Origin of the sequence: Streptomyces sp. NPDC087270 (assembly GCF_044744625.1) — a bacterium.
Lineage (GTDB): Bacteria > Actinomycetota > Actinomycetes > Streptomycetales > Streptomycetaceae > Actinacidiphila.
In genome coordinates, this window is the sequence record NZ_JBIUYR010000009.1 from 131073 (window position 1) to 142578 (window position 11506).

At 72.0% G+C, this 11506-nt stretch carries 13 protein-coding genes; 3 read left to right on the top strand and 10 right to left on the bottom strand.

What is annotated here, in order from left to right; genetic code table 11:
* Positions 1–258: 258 nt before the first annotated feature.
* Both ACIPAE_RS19480 and ACIPAE_RS19485 read right to left on the bottom strand, forming a co-directional pair.
* The gene (locus ACIPAE_RS19480) at positions 259–462 is read right to left on the bottom strand and encodes a hypothetical protein (protein WP_329364246.1); all 204 of its coding nucleotides are present in this window, start codon (positions 460–462) and stop codon (positions 259–261) included.
* Between the two features lie 309 nt (positions 463–771).
* The gene (locus ACIPAE_RS19485) at positions 772–1053 is read right to left on the bottom strand and encodes an acylphosphatase (protein WP_328469957.1); all 282 of its coding nucleotides are present in this window, start codon (positions 1051–1053) and stop codon (positions 772–774) included.
* A gap of 154 nt (positions 1054–1207) precedes the next feature.
* Between ACIPAE_RS19485 and ACIPAE_RS19490 the strand changes: the two genes are divergently transcribed.
* The 3 genes from ACIPAE_RS19490 to ACIPAE_RS19500 all read left to right on the top strand — a co-directional run bounded on the left by ACIPAE_RS19490 (position 1208) and on the right by ACIPAE_RS19500 (position 3957).
* The gene (locus ACIPAE_RS19490; protein WP_329364250.1) at positions 1208–2083 is read left to right on the top strand and encodes a CAP domain-containing protein; all 876 of its coding nucleotides are present in this window, start codon (positions 1208–1210) and stop codon (positions 2081–2083) included.
* A gap of 406 nt (positions 2084–2489) precedes the next feature.
* Positions 2490–3308: a hypothetical protein gene (locus ACIPAE_RS19495; protein WP_402446658.1), complete on the top strand. Its 819-nt coding sequence runs from the start codon at positions 2490–2492 to the stop codon at positions 3306–3308.
* Positions 3309–3534: 226 nt separating this feature from the next.
* Positions 3535–3957, top strand: coding sequence for a winged helix-turn-helix transcriptional regulator (locus tag ACIPAE_RS19500; protein ID WP_402446661.1), 423 nt, complete (start codon positions 3535–3537; stop codon positions 3955–3957).
* On the opposite strand, the gene mutM is transcribed toward ACIPAE_RS19500, so the two are convergent.
* From mutM to recG, 8 genes are all read right to left on the bottom strand, one after another.
* Entirely contained in the window at positions 3930–4796 is an 867-nt protein-coding gene (gene mutM, locus ACIPAE_RS19505) for a bifunctional DNA-formamidopyrimidine glycosylase/DNA-(apurinic or apyrimidinic site) lyase (protein WP_329364256.1), read from the bottom strand. The genes ACIPAE_RS19500 and mutM overlap by 28 nt on opposite strands.
* 83 nt (positions 4797–4879) lie before the next feature.
* Entirely contained in the window at positions 4880–5650 is a 771-nt protein-coding gene (gene rnc / locus ACIPAE_RS19510; protein ID WP_402446665.1) for a ribonuclease III, read from the bottom strand.
* 7 nt (positions 5651–5657) lie between these two features.
* Positions 5658–5831 (bottom strand): 50S ribosomal protein L32, encoded by a 174-nt coding sequence (gene rpmF / locus ACIPAE_RS19515; RefSeq protein ID WP_069465182.1) that lies wholly within the window; start codon positions 5829–5831, stop codon positions 5658–5660.
* A 2-nt stretch (positions 5832–5833) separates the two neighbouring features.
* The gene (locus ACIPAE_RS19520; RefSeq protein ID WP_328474577.1) at positions 5834–6448 is read right to left on the bottom strand and encodes a YceD family protein; all 615 of its coding nucleotides are present in this window, start codon (positions 6446–6448) and stop codon (positions 5834–5836) included.
* 192 nt (positions 6449–6640) lie between these two features.
* On the bottom strand, positions 6641–7918 hold the full coding sequence (locus tag ACIPAE_RS19525) for a cell division initiation protein (protein WP_402446667.1): 1278 nt from the start codon (positions 7916–7918) through the stop codon (positions 6641–6643).
* 11 nt (positions 7919–7929) lie between these two features.
* On the bottom strand, positions 7930–8409 hold the full coding sequence (gene coaD, locus ACIPAE_RS19530; RefSeq protein WP_328469942.1) for a pantetheine-phosphate adenylyltransferase: 480 nt from the start codon (positions 8407–8409) through the stop codon (positions 7930–7932).
* Positions 8410–8521: 112 nt separating this feature from the next.
* A complete protein-coding gene (rsmD, locus tag ACIPAE_RS19535) occupies positions 8522–9103 on the bottom strand; it encodes a 16S rRNA (guanine(966)-N(2))-methyltransferase RsmD (RefSeq protein ID WP_329364260.1) in 582 nt (193 codons plus the stop codon).
* 128 nt (positions 9104–9231) lie between these two features.
* Positions 9232–11505, bottom strand: a complete 2274-nt coding sequence (gene recG, locus ACIPAE_RS19540) for an ATP-dependent DNA helicase RecG (RefSeq protein WP_402446671.1) — start codon at positions 11503–11505, stop codon at positions 9232–9234.
* Between the last annotated feature and the right edge of the window lies 1 nt (position 11506).

Here is an 11506-nt window from a genome sequence, read left to right on the forward strand (position 1 = left end):
GCGCAGCGGTGACAGGCGATGGCATGTCGCGTGGTCAGTACACGCGATGAACGTCCGGCGCGGGAGTTCCAGCGGTGAAAGCCGACCGCGAACGCGGTGGAGCAGAACCGAGGAAACAACCGCGGGTGAACACCACGGGGAACACCACGGTGAAAGCCGTGATCAAAACCTTGATGAAAGCCGTGATCAAAGGGGCGGCGGGTCCTGGGGACGCCGTCCGGCGATATCGGTGGGGGAAGTGACCCGTCACCCGCCGGATCAGGCGAGCGCGGGCTCCGCGCGAGTGACGTCGATGCTGTTGAGCAGCGACTCTTCACGCGATGCGACAGTCAGGGCGTCGTTCTCCGCCTGCATGCGGATCAGCTCGGACTCCAGGTCCTGGACGCGCTGCTGAAGCCTTCGCATCTCGGCGAGGAGTCGCGGGTCGGGACCGCCGACGTAACCGAGAAGCGCCTTTGCCATGATGAATGGTCCTCCACGCTGAGTGACCGACCGGGGCGGGTGGGTCGTGGGTGAGGGGTACACTCCCGCACAAAGCTCGATGCCGCGGCTTCCATATCATTCATTGGTGCCGCGATGCGCGGGGCTTCCAGCGTCTCACCAAAACGGGGGACGGTCAACACGATCACAGCCCAGCCGTCGGGTCCGCCTCAGAAAACACGGCGCCGACGTGCGCCGCGGGCTGCCCGCGTGGGGGTTCGCGAGGCTTGACGATCATCCTCGCTTGGGGGCAGCCTGACACGCCGATCGCCGGAAGGCAACGGGTTGTGGTCATCGGATCTCGAATCCTTGATATCCACCCCGGGTGACCCCCCAGATTTCCGTCACCCCGTCGACCCGCCCGGGCGTGTCGCCGTGCCGCAGCCATTCCAGCAGCCGCTCGCACTGCTCGAAGGCGCCTTCCGCGACCACCTGGACCCGGCCGTCGGAGAGATTGCCCGCGTAGCCGGCCAGGCCGCCGATCTCCAGGGCGGTCGCCCGGGTCCACCAGCGGAAGCCGACGCCCTGCACCCGGCCGCGGACCCAGGCGGTGAGCCGGACCTCTTCGTTCATGAGGGCACGCTATCCCGCCCCGATCCACCCGGTCGCGGCCGCCTGACCTCCGAACCTCGTCCGGCATGGCCAACATTCGCTACAGTCCCCCCTCAACAGCTTCACCCGTTCGGAGTAGTCCAGGCGAGCAGTGAGAGCAGTGAGGAGTGCGGCGATGGGGCGTCACAGCCGACATGCCCAGCCCGCGGCCCCGCAGCCAGGGCCGCGCGGCCACCGCGGCCGCCGCAGGCACCACCCGGTACGGACGGGGCTGCTGGCCTCGTCGGCGGCGCTCGCGGTGGGCGCGGTCGCCGCGTCCTCGGGTCTGCTGTCCGAGATCAGCGGCGAGCTGGGGCACCTCGACGGCGACGGCGGGGTGACCCAGGCGGACGGGGCCGGGCCGGACGGCGGCGACTCGCCCTCCTCCCTCACCGACACCAACACCCCGACGTCCGACGGCACCAGCACCACCGCGCCCGGCTCGCCCACCGCGACCACGCCCGGCGGCTCCCCGTCGACGACCCGCGGCGCCTCGCCGTCCCACCCGGCCACCACCAAGGCCGCCGCGCCCTCCCCCACCCGCACCACCGCCGCGCCCACCACCCCGGTGAAGACGACCGCGCCGCACACCACCACCGCGCCCTCCACCGTGCGCCCGGCCACCACCAACGCGGTCACCTCCGCGCGGGCCCAGATCCTCACCCTGGTCAACGAGCAGCGCGCCACCGCCGGCTGCCAGCCGCTCACCGCCAGTTCCTCCCTCGACACCCTCGCGCAGAACTTCAGCGACGAGATGGCCGCCCGCGGCTTCTTCGACCACACCGACCCCGACGGCAACGACCCGTGGGACCGCGCGAAGAAGCTCGGCATCACCAACCTCGGCGGCGAGAACATCGCCATGGGCCAGGCCGACGCCCAGGCCGTGATGACCGCCTGGATGAACAGCCCCGGCCACCGCGCCAACATCCTCAACTGCGACTACAAGACCCTCGGCGTCGGCATCCACTTCGGCACCGGCGGCCCCTGGTGGACCCAGGACTTCGGATACTGATCGCGTTCGGGCGCTGATCGTCCGTCGGTCCGCGCCGGGGCAGGAACGGTTCGGACGCGGGTCAGGATCGGGATCGGGCGCGCTCGGGATCGGACGCGGCGCGGGCACAGCCCGGGGATCAGGCACCGACTCCGCCCTGCTCGGCTCCGCGCGTTCCGCTCGGGATTGACCCGGGAGCCGGGGGGTAATCGGACGACGCCCGCCCGACAGCTCCCTGGCAGACCCTAGGTGCCGGCTGCGAATCCGCTGGGAATCCCTGACCGCCCCCGCACACCCTCCTCCGTCTGACCTGCCACAACGTCCGGCGGCGACGGCCCACCGGGCACAGCTGCCCCTCACATCACAGCTTCCTCATATCGGCGGCTGCCAGGTTCTGCGTGTTGACCAAGCGAAGAGGAGCGCCATCATGAACGACCACGACACGACAGGCCGCTCGACCGCCGGTTCGGACCCGGCGACCACCGCCGCGCAAGCGCACCGGCCGAGCGCCTGGCGATCGCTGCCGAAGAAGAAGGGGACGTGGATCGTGGCCGCCGGGATGACCTGCGCGGTGGCCGGCCTCGGCGTCTTCTCGGCGTCGACGTCGTCCGCCGCGTCGGCGTCCGGCACCTCGGCGTCCGGCACCTCGGCCGCCACGTCCACCCCGACCGCGACGCCGACCGCGCCGGGCTCCGGTGGCGGCGCCCGGTCCGGGCCGGCCGCCGGAGGCTCCACCGGCATCGTCGACACCACCTCCGCCTCGGGCTTCACCTTCGCGACCGCGACCGGTGTGAAGGTGACCGTCGACGAGACGGCCGGTACGGCCTACCTGCGGGGGACCCACCCCACCTCGGCGAGCGCCGTGCACAAGGGCTCGAGTGTCCTGGTACTGGGGACGGTCGACACCGCGACCATCACGGCCACCCGGGTCGTGGTGCAGCCCGGTGGCGACGGCGGGGCCGCGGCCGCCAAGAAGTCCGGGGTGATCCCCTTCCAGCAGGGGACGCCGTCGCCCACGAAGTCGGTGGGCAAGGTCCCGTCGGACTACACCGAGGGCGAGGGAACGGTCGTCAGCGGCACGGCCGCCGACCAGGCGACCACGGCCGCGCAGTCCGTCTTCGCCGGCGGCATCGTCGACCGCGTGGTGAAGCTGGCCGACGGCGAGTACGAAGTCCACAACATCAGCATCAACTGGCCGCACCACGTCTTCGTCAGCAAGAGCTTCAAGGTGCTCGGCGCCGAGTAGCCACGCGACCGCCGCGGGCGTGCGCCCGCCTCGGCCGCCTCTCGCGTCCCACCGCGTTGCCCCTGGCGGCTTGCCGCCTGGGGCAACGGCATCCCCCGCGCCGCCGACGGCCCCTCGCACACACCCGCCACACCCGCCGCCCGCCGCCCGCCGCCCGCGATCGGACACGCTGCTCCGGCGAAAGCGCAACCTGGCGGAAAGCGCCGACCCGGTTAAGCTGGGAGCCATGAGCGAGGTGGTGGAGCAGTCGGCAGAGCCCGGGACCGAGCGGGGCGGGCCGCCGGACGCGTTCGACGTGTTCTCGCGGAACTGCCCCTCGCGCGCCACGCTGGAGCACGTCACCGGGCGCTGGGGCATCCTCACGCTGACCGCGCTCGCCCACGACACCCTGCGGTTCAACGCGCTGCGGCGCAGGGTGGACGGGGTGAGCGAGAAGATGCTCTCCCAGACCCTCCAGGCGCTGGAGCGCGACGGGCTGGTGATCCGCGACGCGCAGCCGGTCAACCCGCCGCACGTCGAGTACCGGCTCAGCCCGCTCGGGCGGGAGACCACCGACCGGCTGCTCGCCCTCATCACGCTGGTCGAGGACCGGATGCCCGACGTGCTGGCCGCACGCGGGCGCTACGACGAGGCGCGCGGCACCGGCTGACAGCGCGGGCAGAAGTAGCTGGAGCGGTTCATCCACGCCCTGCGCCGGATCGGGGTGCCGCAGCGGCGGCACGGCTCGTCCTCGCGGCCGTACGCGTCCAGGGAGCGGTCGAAGTAGCCCGACTCGCCGTTCACGTTGACGTACATGCTGTCGAAGCTGGTGCCGCCGGCGGCCAGCGCGTCACCCATCACCTCCCGGATGTGGGTGAGGAGTTCGGCGGTGCGCGGGCGGGTCAGCGTGGCGGTCGGGCGGTCGTAGTGCAGCTTGGTGCGCCACAGCGCCTCGTCCGCGTAGATGTTGCCGACGCCGCTGATCAGCGTCTGGTCGAGCAACGCCCGCTTGATCGTGGTCTTCTTGCGGCGCAGCGCCGCGTGGAAGGCGTCGTCGTCGAAGGCGGGGTCGATCGGGTCGCGGGCGATGTGCGCGAGCGGCTGCGGCAGTTGCTCCGGGTCGCCCGGGACGGTGTCGTGCACGGAGAGCCCGCCGAAGGTGCGCTGGTCCACGAAGCGCAGGTCGGTGCCCTCGGTGTCCTCGAACTCCAGGCGGACCCGCAGGTGCTTCTCCGCGGGGGCGTCCTCGGGGCGGATCAGGAACTGGCCGCTCATGCCGAGGTGGGCGACCATCGCGGTGTCCTCGGTGAGCGGGACCCAGAGGTACTTGCCGCGGCGGTGCGGGGCGGCGAGGGTGACGCCGGTGAGGCGGTGCGTGAAGTCGTCGGCGCCCGCGGGGTGGCGGCGGACGGCACGCGGGTGCAGGACGGTGGCCCGGGCGACGGTACGGCCGGCGGCCCACTTGGCGAGGCCGCGGCGGACGACTTCCACCTCTGGTAGTTCGGGCACGGTTTCCTTCCCCGCCCGCCCCTTGGTCCTCAGACGCCGGGCGGGCTGATGAGGATCAGCCCGCCCGGCGGATGAGACGCGGTTCAGCCCGCAGGCGAGTTGGACGCTTCTCGGATGGAGCGCCATGCCGCTTCCGCGGCCTGCTGCTCCGCTTCCTTCTTGCTGCGGCCGGTGCCGGTGCCGTACTCGACACCACCGACGCGGGCGGCAGCCGTGAAGGTCTTCTCGTGGTCGGGGCCGGACTCGGAGACGACGTACTCGGGGACGCCGAGACCTTCGGCGGCGGTGAGTTCCTGGAGAGAGGTCTTCCAGTCCAGGCCGGCGCCGAGATTGGAGGACTCCTCGATCAGGGGGTCGAAGAGTCGATGGACAAGAGCCGAAGCCGCGTCGAGGCCCTGGTCGAGATAGACCGCGCCGATGACCGCTTCGAGGGTGTCCGCCAGGATGGATGCCTTGTCCCGTCCACCGGTTCCCTCTTCACCACGGCCGAGCCGGATGAACGCGCCCAGGTCGAGCCCGCGACTGACCCCGGCAAGGGCCCGCGAGTTGACCACCGCTGCCCGGAGCTTGGCCAACTGGCCCTCGGGGAGATCGGGGTGGGTGCGGTAGAGGGTGTCGGTGACCACCAGGCCGAGCACGGAGTCCCCCAGGAACTCCAGCCGCTCGTTGGTGGGCAGCCCGCCGTTCTCGTACGCGTACGAGCGGTGGGTCAGCGCACGCACCAGAAGGGCGGGCTCGAGGTGGTACCCGAGCCGCCCTTCCAGAAGCGTGTGGGACGAGGCTTTGTCCGTGGCGGCCTTCTTCGACACCGGAGCGTCGGGCGTGGAGGACGTGGAGGACACTGAGCCTGTCACCTGCCGATCAGACCTCGAGGACCTGACGACGGTTGTAGGTGCCGCAGCTCGGGCACGCGATGTGCTGGAGCTTCGGCTCGTGGCAGCGCTCGCATGCCACCAGGCTCACGGGCGCAGCCTTCCACTGCGAACGGCGGTGGCGCGTGTTGCTGCGCGACATCTTCCGCTTCGGAACAGCCACGGCTACTTCTCCTGGTTCTCGTCGGCACCGTCTCCGGTGCCGTTCTGCTGGAAGTCCTGCAAGGCGGCCCAACGGATGTCGGTCGCCTCGTGGTGGTGGTCCGGGTCGTCGGCGAGCCGCGCTCCGCACTGGGAGCACAGGCCCGGGCAGTCCTCCCGGCACACCGGCTGCATGGGCAGTGCGAGCACCACCGCGTCCCGCAGCACGGGTTCGAGGTCGAACAGGTCGTCCTCGAGATACAGCACGTCGTCCTCCTCGGAGGCCGCGGCGTCGTCACCGGCTTCGTCCCTGCGGGCGGTCCGGGTGTCGGCGTCGGGGTAGGAGAACATCTCCTGGAACTCCGCGTCCAGCTCGCGCTCTAGCGGCTCCAGGCACCTGGTGCACTCCCCCGTCAGCGGTGCATGGGCGGTGCCGGTGACCAGCACACCCTCCATGACCGACTCCAGGCGGAGCTCCAGCTCGACGTCATTGCCCTCCGGCACCCAGATGACATCGGCGATGCCGAGGTCCTTGGGCGCGGAGACCGTGCGGGAGACCTTCTTCATCGCACCAGGACGCCGACCCAGCTCGTGTGTGTCGAACACGAGGGGGTTGCGGTGGTCGAGGCGGGTGTTCAGGGCTTCCTGCTTTCATCGGTACGGCCTGCAACGATACGGCCGCGTCCGCGCGAACCCCGGTGAGGGGCCCGGATGGACGGGCAGGCCGAAGCGCCGGTGCGTGACACGGCTGGAGCCAACAGGATACTGGACACTTCGCCCGGACCCAAACAGAGCGGTCCCGGAGGGTTCAGCCCCTGCTCGGCGGGCTGCTCACAACCCCTGTTCCAGCTCCCGGAGCCGGTTGAGGTCGATCATCCCGGTGTCGAAGAAGCTGGTCTCGTCCAGCGCGGCGGGCTGCTGCCCGGGCTGCTGGCCCGGCTGCTGCTGGCCGTACTCCTGGCCCTGCTGCTGGTACGGGATCTGCGGCTGCTGCTGCGGGTACTGCGGGTCGTATCCCCCGGCCTCCGTCGGGGGGACCCCCAGCTGCGGGTAGTCGTAGCCCTGCTGCTGGCCGCCGTACGGGTCGTAGCCGGCCTGCGCGTACTCCTGCTGGCCCTGCTGGGGCGGCAGCGGCTGCGGGACCTGCGGATAGGCGCCCTGCTGGGGCTGCTGCGCGTACACGTCCTGCTGCTGGTAGCCGTAGGCGGGGTCGGGCTCGTAGGCGGGGTCGGGCTCGTAACCCGGCTCGGGGTCGTAACCCGGCTCGGGCTGCTGCGGCGGGGCCGGCTGCGCGGCAGCGGCGGCGGCCGCGGCCGGGGTGTAGCCGTACTGCGACAGGTCGGCCTGGCCGTCGGCGGAGGGCGCGGCGAGGCCGGCCATGAACTCGTCGTCGGACTGCCGGTGGACCTCGGGGCCGCCCTCGGCCGCGTCGGCGGCGGCCATCTGCGCGGCGAGGTCGTCGATCGGGTTGTGGCCGGTGAGCTTGAGCCGGCCCCGGCCGACCGCCTGGAGGGTCTTGCTGAGCACCGCCTCGAAGGCGCGCATCTTGGTGTCGACGTACTCGTCGGCGCGGCGGCGCAGCGTCTCCGGGTCGGAGCTGCGCTCGGGGGCCTCCGGGTCGTCCTCCGCGAGGCCCGCGCCGCCCTGGCCGTCCTCGGCGTACGGGTCGCGGCCGAGCAGCTTCTCGCGGCCCCGGTCGACCGAGCCGATGGTCTTGGTGAGGACCACCTCGAAGTTGGCGAGCTTGCTGTCGACGTAGTCGTCCGCCTCGGCACGGATCTCGTCGGCCTCGCGGCGGGCCTCGGCGATGATCCGCTCGGCCTCGTCCTGGGACTGCCGGGCGATCTGGGTGTCCGAGACCATGGAGCCGCGCTCGGCGTGCGCGGACTCGATGATCCGCTGCGCCTCGGCGCGGGCCTGCTGGACCATCTGCTCGCGGTCGCCGAGGAGTTCCTGGGCCTGGGACAGAGAGTCCGGGAGCGCCGCGGCGACCTCTTCGAGCATCGCGAGCAGTTCGGCCCGGTTCACCACGCAGGAGGCCGACATCGGCATGGACCGCGCACTGCTGACGGTCGCCGTGATCTCATCGAGCTTCTTCTGGACGTCCACAGCGGCAAAGCCTACTGCTGCCGGAGCCGGGCGTTGAGCGCGTCGAGGACCGGCGGGGGGACCAAGTGGGAGATGTCGCCGCCCCATTGGGCGACTTCCTTGACCAGACTGGAGGACAGGAAGCTGTAGGCGGGGTTGGTGGGCACGAAGAGCGTCTCCACGCCGGACAGGCCGATGTTCATCTGGGCCATCTGCAACTCGTAGTCGAAGTCGCTGACCGCCCGCAGTCCCTTGACGATGGCGGGGATCTCGCGCTGCTTGCAGAAGTCGACGAGCAGGCCGTGGAAGGACTCCACCCGGACGTTGCCGAGGTCCGCGGTGACCTCCTCGATCAACGCGATCCGCCGGTCGATGTCGAACAGGCCCTGCTTGGCCTTGTTGATCATCACGGCGACGTACACGGTGTCGTACAGCCGGGAGGCGCGGGCGATGATGTCGAGGTGTCCGTTGGTGATGGGGTCGAAGGACCCCGGACAGACTGCGCGGCGCAAGACTGGCTCCTCGCTCTCCGTACCGGTCGGGCGGGTGCTGCGGTTCATGGCGGGCTCACAGGGACTCGTGCGGGCCGGGCCGACCCGCATCTGCGCTGCCGGGCGCACGACTTCATGACCCGGCGGTAACTTCGGCGGCGCGACCGTACCAAAGAGTCGCCTCGCCGTACTTGCGCGAGCGCAGCCCGGCGAAGCCGTCGGGCCAGCCGAAGACACCGCCGCGCGTCCTGCGTTCCACGGTGACGAGTGCGTCCGTGGTCAACCAGCCGTTGGCCAGGAGTGTGAGCAGGATCTCCCGCAGCTCGTCGTCCGGCACGTCGTAGGGCGGATCGAGGAAAACCGTGTCGTACGGGGGGCCGGACGGCGGCCCGGCCACCGCCTTCTCGGCGCGGCCCGGACGCACCTCGGCGCCGGGCAGCTTCAGGGCGGTGGCGTTCTCCCGGACCACCTGGGCGGCGCGCGGGTCCGCCTCGACCAGGAGGACGTGGGCGGCGCCGCGGGACAGCGCCTCCAGGCCGACCGCGCCCGAACCCGCGTACAGGTCGAGCACTCTGGCCCCTTCCAGGGTGCCGCGCAGCGACTCCCAGGTGGAGAAGAGCGCCTCCTTGGCCCGGTCGGAGGTGGGGCGGGTGCCGTTGCCCGGGGGGACGGCCAGCCGCCGGCCGCCGGCCGCTCCGGCGATCACGCGGGTCATGACTTGCTCACAGCTCCGACCCTACCCGTCGGGTGTGCGGGCGCCGCCCGGGGATCGCGGTCCGGGCGGTCGCGGCCCCGGGACGCGGCGGTTGAACCTTCCGGCGTACGACCTGGTGCGCCGGGTCGTCAGCCCTTCTCCAGGTACTCCTCGCGGTCCGCGTCGAGCAGGCTCTCCAGCGCGCTGCGCAGGTCGGGGTGTCCGGCCAGGTCGGGGTCGGCGGCGACCAGCGCGGTGGCCTCGTCGCGGGCCGCGGCGATCACGTCCTCGTCGTCGATGACGGCGAGGACCCGCAGGCTGGAGCGGCTGCCGGACTGGGCCTGGCCGAGCACGTCGCCCTCCCGGCGCTGCTCCAGGTCGATCCGGGACAGCTCGAAGCCGTCGAGGGTGCGGGCGACCGCGTCGAGCCGGGTCCTGGCCGGGCTCGCCTCGGGCGCCTCGGAGACCAGCAGGCACAGCCCGGGGGCGCTGCCGCGGCCGACCCGGCCGCGCAGCTGGTGCAGCTGGGAGACGCCGAACCGGTCAGCGTCCATGATCACCATCGCGGTGGCGTTCGGCACGTTGACCCCCACCTCGATGACGGTGGTCGCCACCAGCACGTCGACGCCGCCGGCGGCGAACCGGCGCATCACGTCGTCCTTGGCGTCGGGGGCCATCCTGCCGTGCAGCGCCTCGACCCGCAGGCCGCTCAGCGGGCCCTTGGCGAGCTGGTCGGCGACGTCGAGCACGGCCAGCGGCGGGCGGCGCTCCTCGCCCTCGTCGGCGGCGCCCTTCGCGGCCGCCTTGCCGCTTGCCTTTCCGCTCGCCTTCCCGCTGCCGCCCGCGGCCTTCGCGACGGCCTTCGCGTCCTCCTCGTCGCCGATCCGCGGGCAGACCACATACGCCTGGTGGCCGGACTCGACCTCCTCGCGGACCCGTTCCCAGGCCCGCGCGAGGAAGTGCGGCTTCTCCGCGGCCGGCACCACGTGGGTGGCGATCGGGGAGCGCCCGGCGGGCAACTGGTCGAGCACCGAGGTCTCCAGGTCGCCGAAGACCGTCATCGCGACCGTGCGCGGGATGGGGGTGGCCGTCATCACCAGCAGGTGCGGCGGCTGTTCGGCCTTCGCGCGCAGCGCGTCGCGCTGCTCCACCCCGAAGCGGTGCTGCTCGTCCACGACCACCAGCCCCAGGTCGCGGAACTTCACCTTGTCCTCGATCAGGGCGTGGGTGCCGATCACGATGCCCGCGTCCCCGCTGATCAGGTCGAGCAGCGCCTGCCTGCGGGCCGCCGCGCCCATCGAGCCGGTCAGCAGCACCACCTTGGTGCCCAGTTCGGAGCCGCCGAGCATGCCGGACTCCGCCAGGTCGCCCATCATCTCGGTGATCGAGCGGTGGTGCTGCTGGGCGAGCACCTCGGTCGGCGCGAGCATCGCCGCCTGGCCGCCGGTGTCCACCACGCCGAGCATCGCGCGCAGCGCCACCAGGGTCTTGCCGGAGCCGACCTCGCCCTGGAGCAGCCGGTGCATGGGGTGGTCGGTGGCCAGGTCCGCGAAGACCTCGGCCGACACCGCCTGCTGGCCCTCGGTCAACGTGAACGGCAGTCGCCCGTCGAACGCCGTCAGCAGCCCGTCCTCACCCGGCACCCGCGGCACCGCGGGCAGCGCCGACTCGTCGGCCCGGCGCCGGGCCAGCGCCACCTGGAGCACGAACGCCTCGTCCCACTTCAGCCGCTGCCGGGCCACCTCGATGTCCCGCTTGGTGCGCGGCCGGTGCACCTTCTCCAGCGCCTCGGGCAGCGCCACCAGGTCCCGCCCGGCCCGCAGCTCCGCCGGCAGCGGCTCGCCGACCCCGGCCCAGCCGATCGCGCCGAGCGAGTCGATCGCGGTGTCCACGGCCTGGGCGATCCGCCAGGACGTGATCTGCTTCACCGCCGGGTACAGCGGGATCAGCCGGTTCGCGAACGCGTCGACCGCGTCCTTCGCGTCCGGGCCGTCATCGGCCTCCGCGTCGAGCAACTGGTAGTCCGGGTGGGCGAGTTGCCGGGTGCGGTTGAAGACCGAGACCTTGCCGGAGAACATTCCGCGGCGGCCGGGCAGCAGCCGGTGCGCGTGGGCGTGCGCGGCCTTGCTGAAGAAGACCAGGGTGAGCGAGCCGCTGCCGTCGGTCACCACGACCTCCAACCGCACCCCGGACCCTCCGCCGTACGTCCGCTTGTCCGCCTTCGCGATCTGCGCGACCACGGTGACGTACTCGTCGACCGGCAGGTCCGCCAGCCGCGTCAGCTCGCCGCGCTCCGCGTACCGCCGCGGGTAGTGGTGCAGCAGATCCCCCGTCGTGCGCAGCCCGAGGTGCTCGTCGAGCACCTTGGCCGTACGGTCACCGACGAGCTTGCGCAGCGGGTCGTCCAGCGGGTTCCCAGTCATC

Excerpts from the sequence above, each read along its gene's own strand:
- ACIPAE_RS19480 (WP_329364246.1), bottom strand. The coding sequence starts at position 462 with ATGGCAAAGGCGCTTCTCGGTTACGTCGGCGGTCCCGACCCGCGACTC.
- ACIPAE_RS19485 (WP_328469957.1), bottom strand. The coding sequence starts at position 1,053 with ATGAACGAAGAGGTCCGGCTCACCGCCTGGGTCCGCGGCCGGGTGCAG.
- ACIPAE_RS19490 (WP_329364250.1), top strand. The coding sequence starts at position 1,208 with ATGGGGCGTCACAGCCGACATGCCCAGCCCGCGGCCCCGCAGCCAGGG.
- ACIPAE_RS19495 (WP_402446658.1), top strand. The coding sequence starts at position 2,490 with ATGAACGACCACGACACGACAGGCCGCTCGACCGCCGGTTCGGACCCG.
- ACIPAE_RS19500 (WP_402446661.1), top strand. The coding sequence starts at position 3,535 with ATGAGCGAGGTGGTGGAGCAGTCGGCAGAGCCCGGGACCGAGCGGGGC.
- rsmD (WP_329364260.1), bottom strand. The coding sequence starts at position 9,103 with ATGACCCGCGTGATCGCCGGAGCGGCCGGCGGCCGGCGGCTGGCCGTC.
- recG (WP_402446671.1), bottom strand. The coding sequence starts at position 11,505 with ATGACTGGGAACCCGCTGGACGACCCGCTGCGCAAGCTCGTCGGTGAC.